The sequence below is a fragment of the Celeribacter sp. PS-C1 genome (genome assembly GCF_019429625.1).
Classification (GTDB): domain Bacteria; phylum Pseudomonadota; class Alphaproteobacteria; order Rhodobacterales; family Rhodobacteraceae; genus Celeribacter.
This window is the reverse complement of record NZ_JAHXRW010000001.1, coordinates 293,334-310,023: the sequence shown is the minus strand read 5'-3', so window position 1 is coordinate 310,023 and position 16,690 is coordinate 293,334. Positions and strand designations below refer to the sequence as shown.

At 57.4% G+C, this 16,690-nt stretch carries 15 protein-coding genes, 1 tRNA gene and 1 riboswitch; of the genes, 5 read left to right on the top strand and 11 right to left on the bottom strand.

Annotated elements, in window-relative coordinates; genetic code table 11:
* Positions 1-147: 147 nt before the first annotated feature.
* The 4 genes from J5Y17_RS01525 to J5Y17_RS01510 all read right to left on the bottom strand — a co-directional run bounded on the left by J5Y17_RS01525 (position 148) and on the right by J5Y17_RS01510 (position 3,269).
* Entirely contained in the window at positions 148-2,283 is a 2,136-nt protein-coding gene (locus J5Y17_RS01525) for an ankyrin repeat domain-containing protein (protein WP_219783434.1), read from the bottom strand.
* Complete coding sequence (locus J5Y17_RS01520; protein WP_219783433.1) at positions 2,283-2,492, bottom strand: hypothetical protein; 210 nt, start codon at positions 2,490-2,492, stop codon at positions 2,283-2,285. The genes J5Y17_RS01525 and J5Y17_RS01520 overlap by 1 nt, the downstream gene beginning before the upstream one ends.
* A gap of 48 nt (positions 2,493-2,540) precedes the next feature.
* A complete protein-coding gene (locus tag J5Y17_RS01515) occupies positions 2,541-2,903 on the bottom strand; it encodes a hypothetical protein (protein WP_219783432.1) in 363 nt (120 codons plus the stop codon).
* A 289-nt stretch (positions 2,904-3,192) separates the two neighbouring features.
* Positions 3,193-3,269, bottom strand: a tRNA-Arg gene (locus J5Y17_RS01510).
* A gap of 174 nt (positions 3,270-3,443) precedes the next feature.
* Here J5Y17_RS01510 and J5Y17_RS01505 point away from each other — a divergent pair.
* Positions 3,444-4,502, top strand: coding sequence for a LacI family DNA-binding transcriptional regulator (locus J5Y17_RS01505; protein WP_219783431.1), 1,059 nt, complete (start codon positions 3,444-3,446; stop codon positions 4,500-4,502).
* 147 nt (positions 4,503-4,649) lie between these two features.
* Positions 4,650-6,494, top strand: a complete 1,845-nt coding sequence (ilvD, locus tag J5Y17_RS01500; RefSeq protein WP_219783637.1) for a dihydroxy-acid dehydratase — start codon at positions 4,650-4,652, stop codon at positions 6,492-6,494.
* A gap of 57 nt (positions 6,495-6,551) precedes the next feature.
* Here the strand turns inward: ilvD and J5Y17_RS01495 are convergent, their stop codons facing one another.
* Positions 6,552-7,460 (bottom strand): META domain-containing protein, encoded by a 909-nt coding sequence (locus tag J5Y17_RS01495; RefSeq protein WP_219783430.1) that lies wholly within the window; start codon positions 7,458-7,460, stop codon positions 6,552-6,554.
* Between the two features lie 138 nt (positions 7,461-7,598).
* Positions 7,599-7,703: riboswitch (TPP riboswitch) on the top strand.
* Positions 7,704-7,747: 44 nt separating this feature from the next.
* Between J5Y17_RS01495 and thiB the strand changes: the two genes are divergently transcribed.
* The 3 genes from thiB to J5Y17_RS01480 are packed head-to-tail and all read left to right on the top strand — an operon-like array spanning position 7,748 to position 10,930.
* Complete coding sequence (gene thiB / locus J5Y17_RS01490) at positions 7,748-8,722, top strand: thiamine ABC transporter substrate binding subunit (protein WP_219783429.1); 975 nt, start codon at positions 7,748-7,750, stop codon at positions 8,720-8,722.
* A complete protein-coding gene (locus J5Y17_RS01485; protein ID WP_219783428.1) occupies positions 8,698-10,242 on the top strand; it encodes a thiamine/thiamine pyrophosphate ABC transporter permease ThiP in 1,545 nt (514 codons plus the stop codon). The genes thiB and J5Y17_RS01485 overlap by 25 nt, the downstream gene beginning before the upstream one ends.
* Positions 10,235-10,930, top strand: coding sequence for an ATP-binding cassette domain-containing protein (locus J5Y17_RS01480; protein ID WP_219783427.1), 696 nt, complete (start codon positions 10,235-10,237; stop codon positions 10,928-10,930). Before J5Y17_RS01485 ends, J5Y17_RS01480 begins: the two co-directional genes overlap by 8 nt.
* Before the next feature lie 48 nt (positions 10,931-10,978).
* Here J5Y17_RS01480 and J5Y17_RS01475 read toward each other — a convergent pair whose 3' ends face one another.
* The 6 genes from J5Y17_RS01475 to dapF all read right to left on the bottom strand — a co-directional run bounded on the left by J5Y17_RS01475 (position 10,979) and on the right by dapF (position 16,681).
* Positions 10,979-11,797 (bottom strand): cytochrome c1, encoded by an 819-nt coding sequence (locus J5Y17_RS01475; protein ID WP_219783426.1) that lies wholly within the window; start codon positions 11,795-11,797, stop codon positions 10,979-10,981.
* Positions 11,798-11,814: 17 nt separating this feature from the next.
* Positions 11,815-13,128 carry a cytochrome b gene (gene petB, locus J5Y17_RS01470; RefSeq protein ID WP_219783425.1) on the bottom strand — a complete coding sequence of 438 codons (1,314 nt, stop codon included), beginning with the start codon at positions 13,126-13,128 and terminating at the stop codon, positions 11,815-11,817.
* Between the two features lie 11 nt (positions 13,129-13,139).
* On the bottom strand, positions 13,140-13,703 hold the full coding sequence (petA, locus tag J5Y17_RS01465) for a ubiquinol-cytochrome c reductase iron-sulfur subunit (RefSeq protein WP_219783424.1): 564 nt from the start codon (positions 13,701-13,703) through the stop codon (positions 13,140-13,142).
* A 244-nt stretch (positions 13,704-13,947) separates the two neighbouring features.
* Complete coding sequence (locus tag J5Y17_RS01460) at positions 13,948-14,589, bottom strand: glutathione S-transferase (protein WP_219783423.1); 642 nt, start codon at positions 14,587-14,589, stop codon at positions 13,948-13,950.
* Positions 14,586-15,845, bottom strand: a complete 1,260-nt coding sequence (gene mtaB / locus J5Y17_RS01455) for a tRNA (N(6)-L-threonylcarbamoyladenosine(37)-C(2))-methylthiotransferase MtaB (protein ID WP_219783422.1) — start codon at positions 15,843-15,845, stop codon at positions 14,586-14,588. Before mtaB ends, J5Y17_RS01460 begins: the two co-directional genes overlap by 4 nt.
* On the bottom strand, positions 15,845-16,681 hold the full coding sequence (gene dapF / locus J5Y17_RS01450; protein WP_219783421.1) for a diaminopimelate epimerase: 837 nt from the start codon (positions 16,679-16,681) through the stop codon (positions 15,845-15,847). Before dapF ends, mtaB begins: the two co-directional genes overlap by 1 nt.
* Positions 16,682-16,690 lie beyond the last annotated feature (9 nt).

Genomic DNA, 16,690 nt, shown 5'->3' with positions numbered 1-16,690 from the left:
CCTCTATCGTCTTCACAGGTACTCTGAACCGCGTTGAATAGACAGTCTTTCGATGAAGCGACGTAAAATCCTACTGTGCTGCCAAGGACAGAATAAATTTCTGATGGTACGCTACGAAAATAGATAAATCGTTTGTCGTAGAGGCTTTCAAATTTTTTGATTTTGTATCGGCGCTTCTCTCAACCAAACCCGATCAACCGGCTGTATCCAAAGTAAAAAGTCAGCAGAAAGTCGCGAATGGCCGAAAAAATGAAGGCGCGACAAAGCGGTCCCACCTCGCGCATCCCGCGATCTGATATCGGCACCATGATCAACCAATATCTTTAGTAGCCATGGGTTTCCCACTTCGGCCGCATACAAAAATGGTGTCAGATTCTCGTTGTCAGTCACCGCGTTAATATCAGCGCCAGCGTCCAACAGACATTGAACAATTTTACGGGTCGTCGGGTTATCTCCTTGCAGGAGGTGCTCTGCGATTCCGGGCAAAATGGCCAATTCATCCTCCGTGTATTGCGAGAGCGACTGTGCGCGAGCCTCCTCCGCTGTGAAAGGCGAAGTTGTCTTGCGCAGGAATGCAGGGAAATCAGCACCCACTGTCCCGGCTCGCCTTGCCGCTTGGGCAAAAGCACTCGGGTTTGCAAAATGTCCGACCGCCTCGAAAAGAGCTGTTTGTTGTTTCTCTCCCCTGATTTCAACATCTGCACCTCGGTTGAGAAGGGCCTGAACAAAATCGACTCGCCCCATGGAAATCGCTTCAAATAGTGAGGACTTTCCGCCCTTGGTTCTATCGTTGATCACCTCTTCGCTCGTCACAGGAAGCAGAGCCCAGAAGCAAGCCTCATTGTTCCCTTGAAGTGACATTAAAAGAGGAGATCCCCCGTTCTTGTCCAAATTGTTAGGATCAGCGCCAGCTGCCAACAGTTGAGTGACCTTATCGACCTGTCCAAGGTGGGCAAAAAGCGCAATTTGCGGTGTTGGCGTCTTGCCATACCCCTTGATGATCCGGTCGGGATTCCGAAGATCGACCTGACGGCTTTTCCATTTTGAAAGATCAATGAAATAGTCATCTAGGGGATGCAATTTGAAAATTGGATCAGCTTCCGGAAACAGATTTGGGAAGTCTCTTTCTACAGCGAGCTCAGCGTCTGAAATATCGAGAGCAAGACCGAGCCCTTCACAAAGCCCTTCCCACTTTGCATAGATTCGTCGTTTTCCAAGCATCTTCGAAATGTTCAAAATGTAATGTAGACAGCTCTTCAGCTGATCTGCGCTGCGGAACTGGAACCAATTTGCAGCCTCATCGAACGCATTCAGGGCGTCTTCGAGCTTTCCAAACTGAGCGAAATAGCGCCCCCTAAAAAGGCCAAGACCAGCCAAACGAGGTTGCCCATGTAAAGAACTTTCGAGGCTTTCGAAAAGCGCTTCGGCAGTGGCGGCTTCCCCTTCCGCCTTGTCGCGACGTGGGTCCGTAAGTCGCGTGATTTCAATTATGGCGCTCTGTTGTACTTCATTCAGATCACAGCCCTCTCTCAAGGCTGGGACATCCAACTGTGCCGTGATCGCCGACTGAATTTCATGGAAATCAAAGGGAATTTCATACCGTGGCTTATGGTTCCGGCAATCGACCAAACTAAGATCACAATACCGCTGATATAGTCTCGCGGCCAACAACGCCCGTGCAAATTTTCGGTCCCAGTTCTTCATGAGTTCTAGGATCATGCGGATTTGGGTGTCGTTTTCACCTTTAGACCAGCGCCGGATGTTTTTTTCCCAATCGCCTCCAGATATGCTCGGCCCCAAATTGATTTCGATTTCGGCCGCGAGCCGTACAAGCCCAAAGTCTTTCACACGGGATTGCCACAAAAGCTGCGTAGCTTGCCCAGGATTGCCGAGTAGTTCTTCTGGCGAAACGCCCGTGACGGGCAAGACGTTGCAAAAGATATCTTGGAAGCAACCGAATGCTACCCTGTCGAAAACGCCGCGCACGACTTCGGCGGGCAAAGCTGAACAATCAAGGCGAAGGCATAACTCGGTGTACTTCCGAAGCATAGGTAGGAAGTCGGTTGCATCCCACTCGTCATTGCCATTCGCATCATGGAAATCACGGAGATGCTTTCTCAGAAGCTCATTCGCCGCCTCGGCGGACAAAGGTTTGCCTTTTCGAAGGCGTTGAAGCTCTTTCTTGAGTGCTGCATCATTTGCATCGTCAACGTGCGACATCGCACGGATCAGAAATGCGACGATTTCTGAAGGTTGGGGGATGGGGGTAAGATCGTAAACCATTATTCCTGAACCTGTTGTCTGTGCAGTCGAGCCAGTTCTGCTTTTACGTTCCGATACGCCCGATGATCGCTGGGCGTACGTGAAAAAACCAAGAGGCCACCACCAGCAAGAAAGAGCTTGGCATGTTTCTTCCCATGAACATAACGCGCCCCTAAATTCACCTCGTTTGCAATCACTTCGTTTAGTGTTTTATCTTTTGAATAATACATATTGTACCTCGATAGCGGGATGGTGGCACAGCCACCATCCCAAACCATTTATTTCTTGGTGTTGGAGCTTTTAGAGCCCTTTGCAGCAGCCCTTTGCGCACGTGTGGCAAAGCTTCCCTTGGCCGTCTGGCCGCCTGACTTGACTGCACCTGCGGCCTGAATCCGGGCGGCTGCGGATTGGGTCATGCTTTTTGTTTTCGACATCCTGATTTCCTTTCGTTTCGAGGATGTCTTGAAAATGGAAGGAATGCCCGACACTTTCAAAAGACAAGCTGGGGACAGCATTTCGGGATTTTGATGGCAGGTCTCCGAAGCCCCACCAAGAGGGAAGCCTTTGATACGGGACTTGCCTGTTTTTATGAGTGTTGCGCCCAATAAGAGAAGGCGTTTGGCAGAGAAAGGCAGAGGCAAGAGCTCTCGTCAATAGAGGCAAGTCTCTGAACGCACAGCGCTGCGTATACGTGACACTACGCTGTTTCCACTCTATCTAGAGGCACAACTTTGGGTCACAGCTCAAAACTAAAATCAGTTAGGGCATTTGCCCTACAAAGTTGCGACCGACCTTTTAGGTTTTGAGTCGCTCCTTTTGTGAGCTGCCTTCTCCTATGGAACGAACACCTGATCCCGCAGAGATATCGCTCGGGCACTGAATGGCTCGCGTCCAGGCTATGCTTCTAGACTCAAAAGTCTAATAAGACAGTGGTGACCCCGGCAGGATTCGAACCTGCAACCTGCCCCTTAGGAGGGGGCTGCTCTATCCAGTTGAGCCACGGGGCCACATCCGTCTCATAGCCTCGGCACCCGCATCGGCACAAGGGTTGAGGCGGGCCGTGAGCCGAGAAATCGAACCTGGCGCCTGTTAGCGATAACAATTTTAATCTGCGCCAGATGGACAAGGCAGTTTTATGGTGTAGACTGAGTGAAATTACAAACAGTTCAGAGGGTCAGGCCATGTCACAGGGTTCCGGAAACACACCGTCGAAACGGCCGCTTACGCTTCGAGATGTGTCCGAAGCCTCCGGCGTGTCCGAGATGACTGTCAGCCGCGTGCTGCGCAATCGTGGCGATGTATCCGAAGCGACCCGGACCAAAGTTTTGGAGGCCGCCCGCGAACTTGGCTACGTGCCGAATAAAATCGCCGGTGCTCTCGCGTCTTCCCGGGTGAACCTCGTGGCCGTGATCATCCCCTCGATGTCCAACATGGTCTTCCCCGAGGTCATGACCGGCATCAATGAGGTACTAGAAGACACCGAACTTCAACCCGTCGTCGGCATCACCAATTACAAACCCGAACGCGAAGAGGCAGTCCTTTATCAAATGCTGTCCTGGCGTCCCTCCGGCGTGATTATCGCAGGGCTGGAACACACCGAAGCCTCAAAGGCGATGATGGCGGCGGCTGGCATTCCGATCGTGGAAATCATGGACACGGATGGCGAAGCGATCGACTCTGCCGTTGGGATCTCGCACCGTCGCGCGGGCCGCAAAATGGCGCAGGCGATCATTGATGCCGGCTACAAACGGATCGGGTTTCTGGGCACCAAAATGCCGCTTGATCACCGCGCCCGCAAACGCTTCGAGGGTTTTACAGAAGTGCTCGCGAAATCCGGTTTGGAAATTGCCGACAGCGAATTCTATTCCGGCGGCTCCGCGCTCAAAAAAGGCCGCGAGATGACCGAGGCCATTCTCAAGCGCAACGAAGAAGACCCAATCGATTTCCTTTACTATTCCAACGACATGATCGGTGCTGGCGGCCTCATGTATTGCCTCGACAACGGCATCGACGTGCCGGGGGATGTTGGCCTTGCCGGGTTCAACGGCATCGAATTCCTTGATGGTCTGCCGCGTAAATTGGCCACGATGGATGCCTGCCGTGCCGAGATCGGGCGCGCCGCGGCTCAGATTATCGCCAAACGGGTCGAAGATGAAAACGCAGCAGGCGGCGAGATCATCACCCTCGAGCCCTCGCTTGAGTTTGGCGAGACGCTTAAACGCAAGAAAAAGCTGATCTAAGGTTTCGAGCCAAGGGTCAGCACCGTTTCCAGCAACATTATTCATCCGCGCACATGTGTTCGTGACTGGAAATGTCGCGCCGAAAGCCTTATGCAACGTCAACCCGCCCAATAGGCGGCTCATATGACGTTACAGAAAGCCAACACCATGCCTCATTACAGATCCCGCCGCTCGACCCATGGCCGGAACATGGCCGGTGCCCGCGGCCTTTGGCGCGCGACCGGCATGACCGATGGAGATTTCGGCAAGCCGATCATCGCGGTCGTGAACTCGTTCACGCAATTCGTGCCCGGCCACGTCCACCTCAAGGACCTCGGCCAGATGGTGGCACGCGAGATTGAAAAAGCGGGCGGTGTGGCGAAAGAATTCAACACCATTGCGGTCGATGACGGCATTGCGATGGGCCACGACGGGATGCTCTACTCCCTGCCCTCGCGCGAAATCATCGCGGATTCGGTCGAGTATATGGTCAACGCGCATTGCGCGGATGCCATGGTCTGTATCTCCAACTGCGATAAAATCACCCCCGGCATGATGATGGCCGCGATGCGCCTCAACATTCCGGTGATCTTTGTCTCTGGCGGCCCGATGGAAGCTGGCAAGGTGCAGATCGGTGATCTGGAACGTGCTGTGGACCTCGTCGATGCGATGGTTGCCGCCGCCGATGATCAATACACCGACGAACAGGTCGACGCGTTCGAACAAAACGCATGTCCGACTTGCGGGTCCTGCTCCGGCATGTTCACCGCGAACTCTATGAACTGTCTGGCCGAAGCTTTGGGTCTGGCACTTCCGGGCAACGGCTCGACGCTGGCGACCCATGCGGATCGTAAGAACCTGTTCCTCGAGGCCGGGCGTAAGATCGTCGAGATCACCAAGAAACACTACGACGAGGAGCTTCCGGGCTACCTGCCGCGTGAGATCGCGACCTTCGAGGCGTTTGAAAACGCCATGTCTCTCGATATCGCCATGGGCGGCTCGACCAACACGGTACTGCACCTCTTGGCCATCGCCTATGAGGGCAAGGTGGATTTCACCATGCAAGACATCGACCGTCTGTCGCGCAAGGTCCCCTGTCTCTGCAAAGTCGCGCCGAACATCCACAACGTCCATATGGAAGACGTGCACCGTGCTGGTGGCATCTTCTCCATTCTGGGCGAAATGCATCGTGGCGGATTGCTGCATGGCGATGTGCGCACGGTGCACAGCGACACGATGGCAGCTGCGATTGCGAAATGGGATATCACGGTTGCGAATAACCCCGAAGCCGAGCAGCTTTTCAAAGCGGCCCCCGGCGGCGTGCGTACGACGCAGGCGTTTTCGACCGAGAACCGTTACAAGGAACTCGACACTGACCGCGAAAATGGCGTGATCCGTTCCGTGGAACACGCGTTTTCGAAAGACGGTGGTCTGGCCGTTCTGTTCGGCAACATTGCTGAGCGTGGCTGTATCGTGAAAACGGCGGGTGTGGATGAAAGCATCCTGAAATTCACCGGCACCGCCCGCGTTTACGAATCGCAAGACGACGCCGTTAACGGCGTTTTGACTCGCGAAGTGCAAGCTGGCGAAGTGGTCATCATCCGCTACGAAGGCCCGCAAGGCGGTCCGGGGATGCAGGAGATGCTCTACCCGACGTCCTATTTGAAATCCAAAGGTCTGGGCAAGAAATGCGCGCTTTTGACCGATGGGCGCTTTTCTGGCGGCACCTCGGGTCTTTCGATTGGCCACGTGTCGCCTGAGGCGGCCGAGGGAGGTTTGATCGGGCTGGTGGAAACCGGAGATACGGTCGAGATCGACATCCCGAACCGTTCGATCCAGCTCAAGGTCGATGACGCCGTGCTCGCGGCCCGTCGCGAAGAGAAAGGCCCGCTGCCGTGGAAACCTGCGGCCCCGCGTCCGCGCGCTGTCTCCACCGCGCTCAAGGCCTATGCGATGCTGGCCTCTGCGGCGGACAAAGGCGGAGTGCGCATCCTGCCGGAAGACGCGCAATAAGGCTCTAATCCAGCTATAAAGATATAAACGCCGCTCCATTCGGGGCGGCGTTTCATATTAGCGACGTGCCGTGATCAGCCGCTCACCCTGACTGTAGAGCACAAGCGCGCCGGTCTCGTCGATGTCGAATCGCTCCACTTTAGCCAGAGCCTCCAAAACACGCGCCTCCTGCTGCATCAGGGACTCCGGGCACATCATTTGGGTGGATGCCAGCTGACCGAAACGAAGACCGTCGCCGGTCACCTCAACTCCGCCCATATAGCGATTGCAACCGGTCGAGCCCGCGACCCGGTCACCGTCGAACGCCAGCGTCGCGTTGCTTGCGTCAATCACGCCAGCCCCCGCGACATCCTCGATTTGCCACTCCGGTCCGCTCAAAAGGTCCATCGTCTCCCCCGCGCAGCCTCGAAATGAGGTCTCGCCACGGGTCAAGGTCACCGTTTCCGGATAGACTTGCCCTGACATGTCGTCACGACAAAGCTCTGGTGACACTAAAAGATCAAGCTCAGTCGCGTCGTAGAGAAGGCCCTCGTCACGCAACTGCGCCACCGGCAACTCAGCTTCGACCACGGTTTCACCGTAGTCCAATTCAGCCAGCATCTGACCTTCGCTCACCGAAACACGCCAACCCGGCTCATTCCCACGCGCCGTCCAAGGTGCCTCGCCCCCCGCAAGCGCACAGTTCATTTCGACCCCATTCCAGCCCAAAAGCGCCTCTTCGCCCTTAATCCAGAACAGGACATCTTCCGCCTCGTCCTCATAGCGCGCGCCTGAGGCAGAGAGCGTCTGGGGCAGGGTCACAAGGCGCTCATCCATCTCGAGCATGGCAGCCTCATCGGCGAACCCAACGCGGCCCGAAAGACCCTCGCACATTACTTTCGTGCTGAACCCGACCGGCACAGAATTGGCGAAAACCGGGGCCGCCAGGGCCACGGCGCCCACAAACACAAAACTCGCAACCTTCATGGCATCCTCCAACCAGTAAGATGGATAGAGTCTATGCACATCCCCGTTCCGGGTCCATCTCTTCGCCATCAAAGACCTGTTATGCGTCCGTTATCATTTCCATGGGGCTTGCGTTTGACGCCCCGGATCACTAGCTTCGCGCCTACCTCGGGGTGCCCGTGTCAAACACGGCTGAGATGCAAACGCGAACCCGTTGAACCTGAACCGGCTAACACCGGCGGAGGGAAGGTATCAGCGATGTTCCACACGCGACCTTTTTCTTCGCCCATATGACTATGGAGCGAGCCATGAAATATGGATTGACCCTTGCGGCCCTACTGGCTGCAACCTCTGCACAGGCAGAGACCCTCACCGTTTACGCCCCGGATTATTTTGCCTCCGAATGGGGCCCCGGACCCGCAATCAAGGCGGCCTTCGAAGAACAATGCGGATGCGAGCTGGAATATATCACCGGCGATGTCCTTCCGCGCATTCGCCTTGAGGGCGCGCGGACAGAGGCAGACGTCGCGATCGGCATCAACGTGGATGCGATGAAACAAGCCCGCGACACCGGTCTGTTCGCGCCCCATGGCGTGGACCTGTCACCCCTGACCATGCCGATTGAGTGGACGGATGAGACGTTTTTGCCCTTCGATTGGTCTTTCGCGGCCTTTGTCTATGACAACACAAAAATCACCAATCCGCCGAAATCCTTTCATGAACTGGTGAATTCCGACCAAGACTGGAAAATCGCCATTCAAGACCCGCGCACCTCGAGTTCGGGTCTAACGCTGGTCCTTTGGGGGCACGAAGTCTTTGGCGATGAGGTCGAAGAGGCCTGGGCGAAACTGGCGCCCAAGGTGACCACCGTGACCAAAGGCTGGTCGGAGGCCTACGGTATGTTCACCGACGGTCAGGTCGATATGGTGCTCTCCTACACCGTCTCCCCCGCCTATCACATCATCGCAGAAGAGGACGAAACCAAATCCGCAGCCCTCTTCGACGAAGGGCATTACATGTCCGTCGAACTGACCGCGAAACTTGCAGGCACGGATCAGCCGGAATTGGCGGATCAGTTTATGAATTTCGTCCTGTCGCCTGCGTTCCAAAACATCATTCCCACCGCCAACTGGTCCTATCCCTCCGCACTTCCGAAAGAGCAATGGCCCGAGGCGTTTTCGCAGCTGAACTATCCCGATAAGGCGATTCTTTTGGGTGAGGACGAAGCCGCAGCCCTGCGGGATGAAGCGATTTCTGAATGGCGCAGCGCGTTTTCTCAGTAATCCTCTGGCCCGGTCTCATCACGGCGGCTTTGGTCGCCGCTTTGAGCTTTGGCACATTGGGCGCGGTGGCCTTGCGGGCGGAAAGCTTTTCCGCCCTCTCCCGTTTTGACTGGATGGCAGTGCGTTTCACGGTGGTGCAGGCGCTCCTGTCCGCCGCACTCTCCATCCTCTTCGCCATTCCCGCCGCGCGCGCTTTGGCGCGGCGCAGCTTTCCGGGTCGCGGCCTGTTGATCACGCTTTTGGGCGCGCCTTTTATCTTGCCCACCATCGTGGCGATCCTCGGCTTGACGGCTGTGTTCGGCAATGCGGGATTTGTCTCTGTTGCGCTCAGTTGGGCGGGATTAGAGCCTATTTCGATCTACGGCTTTCACGGTGTCGTATTGGCGCATGTGTTTTTCAACCTGCCTTTGGCAACCCGGCTTCTGCTTCAGGGTTGGGGGGCGATTCCGGCTGAAAGATTCCGTCTCGCCTCCTCGCTGCACTTCGGCCCACGTGATATTTTTCGTCACCTAGAACTGCCGATGCTCAAAGAGATCGTGCCCGGCGCCTTCACCGTCATTTTCCTGATCTGCACCACCTCCTTTGCCATCGCGCTCACCTTTGGCGGCGGCCCCAAGGCGACCACGGTCGAGCTCGCGATCTACGAGGCGTTTCGCTATGATTTCAACCTTGGCAAAGCCTCGCTTCTGGCGCTGATCCAAGTGGCGATCTGCGCTGTCGCGGCGGCTGCCTCTTTGAAATTTCGCGTTCCACAGATGGGGTCCGGCGGGCTTCATCGCGTGGTGCAACGCTTCGACGCCCGCAATACTTCTGCACGTGCGCTGGATATGCTCTGGGTTGGTCTGATCAGCGTCTTTCTTTTGACGCCCCTGCTCGCCATTGCCTTGCGTGGCGCGCCGGGGCTTCTGGACCTACCTGCCTCCGTCTGGTCTGCGGCATTGCGGTCGATTTTGACGGCCATCGGCTCCGCATTTCTGGCGATCTTCATGTCTCTGGCTCTCGCCCTTTCCGCGCTTCGGTTTCGTAGCCTTGAGATCATCGGCATGTCCTCCATCGCTGCCTCGCCACTGGTGATGGGCACGGGGCTTTACATCGTGCTCTTTGCTGTCACCGATCCCGCCGATTGGGCCTTGCCGATCACGGCTTTAGTCAATGCTGTGATGTCGATGCCCTTTATCTTGCGCGCCTTGGGTCCGGCTCTGAGTGGCGCAGAGCGTGACTACGGGCGCCTGTCTGACAGTCTTGGTTTGACTGGTTTCAGCCGGGTTCGGCTCGTTCTTTTCCCACGCCTGCGCGTACCTATGGGGTTCTCTGCGGGTCTTGCCGCGGCCCTTTCGATGGGGGATTTGGGCGTAATCGCCCTTTTCGCCCGCCCGGAAGCCGCAACGTTGCCACTACAGATTTATCGCCTCATGGGATCTTATCGCATGGATCAGGCGATGGGGGCGGCTTTGCTGCTTTTGGGGCTGAGTTTGGCTCTGTTTTACATCTTCGATCTTTGGGGGAGACGCCGTGCTTGAGCTTCGATCCATCCGTCTGACGCAGGGTAATTTCACTCTTTCCGGAGACTTTTCGATCCCCGATGGAGCGCGTGTCGCCATCATCGGCCCATCGGGCGCGGGTAAATCCACGCTGTTATCGCTAATCGGTGGGTTCGAGGCGCCGGACGCCGGCGCAATGCTTTGGGACACAAAAGACGTGACACAGGCCCTGCCCCACGAGCGGCCGATCTCGCATCTGTTTCAGGACAACAATCTATTTGCCCATATGACAGCGGCGCAGAATGTCGGGCTTGGGATCAAGCCCAGCCTCCGACTGAGCAAGGCGGAGCAGGAGCGTGTGTCCGAAGCGCTCAGTGCCGTCGGTCTAACAGGCATGGAGGTCCGCCGCCCTGCGGAGCTTTCGGGCGGTCAACAAAGCCGTGTCGCGCTCGCAAGAGTGTTGGTGCAGGAAAAGCCTTTGATCCTGCTGGACGAGCCCTTTTCCGCGCTGGGTCCGGCAATGCGCGGCGAGATGATCGGGTTGGCCAAAGAGGTCAGCGAGAAACTCGGCGCGACGATGTTGATGGTCACCCATGATATTGCGGATGTGGACCGCTTTGCCGATCTGGTGATCTGGATCGAAGACGGTCAATGCCAGCCGCCGCGAGACTGGGCGGAGATGAAAGCCGATCCGCCTGAAGGGCTCAAAGCCTACATCGGAACATAAAAAAGCGCCCCAAATCGGGGCGCTTTCTGTTTCGAACCAACTCTAAAATCAGAGCGTGGTCTTTTTGCCTTTGTGCGGTGCCCAAAGCTTTTTGTTCGTCAGGTACAAAAGCGAGGTCAGGATCACAAGGAAGGTCACGGCAACGAAACCGGCTTTCTTGCGGGCCATCATCTTGGGCTCAGCCGCCCACATCAGGAAGGCCGCAACATCTTCGGCTTCGTGGTGCAACTCATTGGAGTGACCGTCAGCAAATTCGACGTCCTCACCATAAAGCGGCGGGGCCATGGCGATCCAACCGGTCGAGAAGGCGGTGTTCTCGTAATAGGTGGTGCCCGCTTCGACTTTCTCTTCGCCGGTGTAACCGGTGAGAATGGCGACGATGTACTCAGGGCCACCAATACCTTTGAGGAACTGGTTGATCCCGAGGCCAGCCGGACCGTGGAAGCCCGCACGGGCCTTCGCCATCAGCGAAAGATCCGGTGCATTTTGCGCTTCGTTGGCCGGGAAGTGGTCGTTCTCGGTCAGCGGACGTGCGGCACCTTCGTTATAGTCGTAGAGATGCATGTTCGCGGCTTCGTCAGCGACCAAAAGCTGGGACGCATAGGCGCGCACCTGATCTTCGGGAAGCTGCGGGCCACCTTCATCCGCGAGGGTGCGGATCGGCACGAACTTCATGCCGTGACAGGCGGAACAGACCTCAGTGTAGATCTGAAGACCGCGCTGAAGCTGCATCTGGTCATATTTGCCAAACGGGCCCTCAAAGGAGAAGTCCACGTCATGGATGTGCCCGCCTTCGCCAGCGGCCAGAGCGGCCGTGGCAGAAAGACCCAAAGCGGTGAGGGCGGAGAGGGTGAGGTTCTTGATCATTGTCCCTGTTTCCTTTCTCACTCTGCCGCGCCCGGATAGTGGGACGCGAAATCTTCTTCGATAGAGGCCGGCAGCGGGGCCGGTTTCTCGAGCACACCCAGAAGCGGGAGGATCACGAAGAAGTAGGCGAACCAATAGGTTGCACCGATCAGCGAGATATACGGGTAGATGCCGTCAGTCGGCATGGCGCCAACCCACATCAGCACGATGAAGTCCACGGCCAGAAGCCAGAACCACCATTTGAAGCTCGGACGATATTTGCCCGAACGCACGGTCGAGGTGTCCAGCCACGGCACGAGGGCCATGGCGATGATGGCGCCGAACATGGCGAGCACACCGAAGAATTTCGCATCAACGATGCCGCCGGTGAGCATGGACACGAGTTGCACGGCCCAAACGTCAGCGGTGAAGGCACGCAGGATCGCGTAGAACGGCAGGAAGTACCATTCCGGCACGATGTGTGCAGGCGTCGAAAGCGGGTTGGCTTCGATGTAGTTGTCCGGGTGGCCCAGGTAGTTCGGCATGAAGCCGACAACCGCGAAGAAGGCGATCAACACCACGCCTAGGGCGAAGAGGTCTTTGATCACGAAATACGGCCAGAACGGCAGTGTGTCTTTCTCGGCTTCGGCTTTCGAGGTGCGGCGCACTTCAACACCCGTGGGGTTGTTGTTGCCGGTGTTGTGGAAAGCCCAGATGTGCACGATGACCAGACCTGCGATCACGAAGGGCAGGAGGTAGTGCAGCGAGAAGAAGCGGTTCAGCGTAGCGTTGTCCACGGCCGGTCCGCCCAGAAGCCAAGTCTGGATCGGTTCACCGATGAACGGGATTGCGCCAAAGAGGCCGGTGATCACGGTCGCACCCCAGAAGGACATCTGACCCCAGGGCAGCACGTAGCCCATAAAGCCGGTTGCCATCATCAAGAGGTAGATGATCATGCCGATGATCCAGGTGATCTCGCGCGGCGCCTTGTAGGAACCGTAGTAGAGACCGCGGAAAATATGCAGATACACAGCGAAGAAGAACAGCGATGCGCCGTTGGCGTGCAGATAACGCAGCATATGTCCGCCGTTCACGTCACGCATGATGTGTTCGACAGAGGCGAAGGCCAGATCGACATGCGGGGTGTAGTGCATCACCAGAACGATACCGGTGACAATCTGAAGCGCGAGGCAGAACGCAAGGACGATGCCCCAGATCCACATCCAGTTCAGGTTTTTAGGCGTCGGGATCATCAGCGTGCCGTAGATCAGGCCGATGATAGGAAGCCGTTTCTCGACGCCTTTGGTAAAGGTCGTCTTCGGCTCGTAATGGTCGTGCGGAATACCAGACATAAGTTCCTCCCTTAGCCCAGAACAATCTCGGTGTCGCCGTCGAAGGCGGCAGTCGGAACCGGAAGGTTCTCGGGCGCCGGCCCTTTACGGATACGACCGGAGGTATCGTAGTGAGAACCGTGACACGGGCAGAACCAGCCGCCAAAATCACCAGCGCCATCGCCCAGCGGCACGCAGCCGAGGTGGGTGCAGACGCCCATCATAACGAGCCATTCGCCAGCTTCGTCCATGGTGCGGTTCTGATCTTCGGCGTCGAGCGCCGCATCTTTGTTGTCGTTGCGCGCGATCGGGTCGACCAGTTCATCCATGGTCACCGCGCGTGCCGCGTCGATTTCATCCTGGGTGCGACGACGGATGAACACCGGCTTGCCGCGCCACTTGACGGTCAGCTGCGTGCCGACCTCGATGCCGCTGATGTCAACGCGGATCGAGCTAAGCGCCTGAACGTCTGCGGAGGGGTTCATCTGGTTGACCAGCGGCCAGACTGCGGCACCGGCGGCAACTGCACCAGCGCCACCAGTGGCGTAGTACAGGAAATCGCGTCGGGTGCCTTCGTGTTCATCTACGTGGGACACTGCAATTCTCCAATTTCTTCGGCCGGTCCTCCCCGGCCAATGCATGAGAGGCCGCAGTTTTCCCGCAGCCCTTCGCAGGCGGTTTTAGCGAGCGTAGACGCCCACGTCTAGCATTCAATGAATTGTGAACACACGCGATCTGTCGCGGTGTGGTGTCTTGGGGACAGGTAAGATACATCTCCGAGATACCTATATTCACTAACATCGACGCGATTTACGGGTAACGAGAGTTTTTCGTTGATTATCAATTCAGTGAAATGGCCGGAAAAACCACCGGATCGTCTCCCGGCTGCCATTTTGCATATTTCAGCATAATCTGCGCAAACCGCTCGGACGCCAAAAAACGTTCCAACCAGCCCTGAACCCCCGTCCAATCCTCCCCCTCGAACCATGCTCGGTCCACCATGGCGAATTGTCGCACGAAGGTGATCGTCGCCAGATCGGCGAAGCTGGGCCTGTCACCATAGAGCCAAAGGCGTTCCCGCAGCTGTCCGTCCACCTGCCTCAGGATGGCTGCCGCCGCCTCGCGTTCCGCCAGAGGTTCGACACCCTCATAGCGCGTTTCATACTTGTAGCGGTCCAGCGCAGTCTTGAACGGGCCTTCGATCTGCGCGATCCAGTCTTCGCCCTCGGCGGGCATATCGCACAGCCCCTCCGGGTCGTTCTGCACCAACGCCCATTCCATAATCTCGCGGCTTTCCTCGATCACGCCTGTCTCCGTGATCAACACAGGCACCGTGCCTTTCGGTGAGGCCTCAAGCATCTCCTGCGGCTTATCGCGAAGAACCACCTCGCGCAGCTCTACTTCAATGCCGGCCGAGGCAATCGCTAGCCGCGCCCGCATCGCATAGGGACAGCGGCGGAAGGAATAGAGAATCGGCTTCATACGGTGAGCTGCGTACCCTTGACGCCACTGATCACCGCTTTGAGGATCGCACCCTCATCCTGAGCCGTCTCGAAACTCACTTCCGTGAACTGTTCCGTCCGGCCCATATGCGGGTTCTCCATCAGAATCACATGCTCCCGCCCAATCTGGGCCTGCAAATGCTTGTGAACCTGTTCGTCCCCAATCGCCCGCAGCCGCGCGGCGCGGTCACGGATCACCTTGCCATTCACCTGACGCGGAATTTTCGCGGCGGGCGTGCCCTCGCGCTTCGAATAGGGAAAGACATGCAGCCACGTCAGGTCGCAGTCGGTCACCAGCTTCATCGAATTCTCGAATTGCGCCTCGGTCTCTGTCGGGAACCCCGCGATGATGTCGGCGCCAAAGGTCATCTCGGGCCGCAGCTTGCGCGCCTCTTCGCAGAAGCGGATCGCATCATCGCGCAGGTGCCGCCGCGCCATGCGTTTCAGGATCAAATCATCGCCATGCTGCAAGGACAGGTGCAAATGCGGCATCAAACGCGGCTCGGTGGCGATCGCCTGCATCAGCATCTCGTCGGCCTCGATGGAATCAATCGACGAGATTCGCAGGCGCCGCAGGTCCGGCACCAGTTTCAAAATCCGCATCACCAGATCGCCCAGACGCGGGGTCGCGGGCAAATCCGCCCCCCAAGAGGTCAGATCAACCCCTGTGAGCACCACTTCGTTGAAGCCCTTGTCCACCAGCCGCTTGATCTGATCGACCACGACACCGGCTGGCACAGAGCGCGAATTGCCCCGGCCATAGGGGATGATGCAGAAGGTGCAACGGTGATCACAGCCATTTTGCACCTGCACATAGGCGCGGTGCCGTCCGAATCCGTCGATGAGGTGCCCGGCGGTTTCCGTCACGGACATGATGTCATTGACCTGCACGCGTTCGGTGTCGCCGATGAAATTCGGCCCCATGTTCTGCCAGGTCTCGGGCTGCATCTTTTCCGTATTGCCGATCACCAGATCAACCTCGCCCATTGTGGCAAAAGTCTCCGGCTCGGTTTGGGCCGCACATCCAGTGACGATGATCTTCGCCTCCGGGTTTTCGCGCCGCAGCTTGCGAATCTCCTGGCGGGCTTTGCGCACCGCTTCGGCGGTCACGGCACAGGTGTTGACCACAACAGCGTTCTCGATGCCATTGGCCTCGGCCAGCTCTTTCATCGCCTCGGTTTCATAGGCATTGAGGCGACAGCCGAGTGTCGCAAAAATCGGGGGATTAGCGGACATCAGACGCGCTCCAGAAAAGACGTGTCAAATTCCGCCTGGAACACCAACTGCGTCGGACCGGTCATCCAGACGCCGTCCTCACGCCAATCGAGCGTCAGCCAGCCGCCATCGACTTCCATCCGTACCTTTTTGTCTGTCAGGCCGCGCACAGAGGCCGCCACGGCCGTCGCACAGGCGCCAGAGCCACAGGCCAGCGTGATCCCCGTGCCGCGTTCCCAGACGCGCATTCTGATCTCGTCGCGCGCCCGCACTTCGGCAAACTCCACGTTTGTGCGCTGCGGAAAGAGCGGATCGTATTCGACGCGCTTGCCCCAACCGGCAACATCGACCTCTTTGATGTCCGGCACAAAGAACACTGCATGGGGATTGCCCATGCCCACCGCGACAGGCTCGCCGTCGAGCGGCAGGAAGTCGGTGTCGACCGGATGCGACAAAGGCACCTCGTCCCACATGCGCTGCGGGTGGCCCATATTGACCGAGACCTCATCGCCCGCACGCCGGGCGATCAGAATCCCCCGCTCGGTGCGAATTGTGATCTCGTCCTTTCCCGTCTCATCCAACATCAACCGCCCGACACAGCGCGTGGCATTGCCACAGGCGCCCGCACGCGATCCGTCGGAGTTCCAGAAATCGAGATCAATGTCTGCGGCGTCCGAACTTCTGATCTCTGCCATCTGATCAAAACCCACGCCGCGATGACGGTCGCCCACGGCGCGCGCCAGATCAGCGGTGACAATCGCGTCCCGCCCCCGTGAATCAACAATCACGAAGTCATTGCCTAGCCCATGCATTTTCAGAAAAGGGAGGCGGCGGGAGGTGTCAAAATCCTGTTGCATGGGCGGGCA

Coding starts and splice junctions, on each gene's coding strand:
- J5Y17_RS01525 (WP_219783434.1), bottom strand. CDS start 2,283: ATGGTTTACGATCTTACCCCCATCCCCCAACCTTCAGAAATCGTCGCA.
- J5Y17_RS01520 (WP_219783433.1), bottom strand. CDS start 2,492: ATGTATTATTCAAAAGATAAAACACTAAACGAAGTGATTGCAAACGAG.
- J5Y17_RS01505 (WP_219783431.1), top strand. CDS start 3,444: ATGTCACAGGGTTCCGGAAACACACCGTCGAAACGGCCGCTTACGCTT.
- ilvD (WP_219783637.1), top strand. CDS start 4,650: ATGCCTCATTACAGATCCCGCCGCTCGACCCATGGCCGGAACATGGCC.
- J5Y17_RS01495 (WP_219783430.1), bottom strand. CDS start 7,460: ATGAAGGTTGCGAGTTTTGTGTTTGTGGGCGCCGTGGCCCTGGCGGCC.
- thiB (WP_219783429.1), top strand. CDS start 7,748: ATGAAATATGGATTGACCCTTGCGGCCCTACTGGCTGCAACCTCTGCA.
- J5Y17_RS01485 (WP_219783428.1), top strand. CDS start 8,698: ATGGCGCAGCGCGTTTTCTCAGTAATCCTCTGGCCCGGTCTCATCACG.
- J5Y17_RS01475 (WP_219783426.1), bottom strand. CDS start 11,797: ATGATCAAGAACCTCACCCTCTCCGCCCTCACCGCTTTGGGTCTTTCT.
- petB (WP_219783425.1), bottom strand. CDS start 13,128: ATGTCTGGTATTCCGCACGACCATTACGAGCCGAAGACGACCTTTACC.
- J5Y17_RS01460 (WP_219783423.1), bottom strand. CDS start 14,589: ATGAAGCCGATTCTCTATTCCTTCCGCCGCTGTCCCTATGCGATGCGG.
- mtaB (WP_219783422.1), bottom strand. CDS start 15,845: ATGTCCGCTAATCCCCCGATTTTTGCGACACTCGGCTGTCGCCTCAAT.
- dapF (WP_219783421.1), bottom strand. CDS start 16,681: ATGCAACAGGATTTTGACACCTCCCGCCGCCTCCCTTTTCTGAAAATG.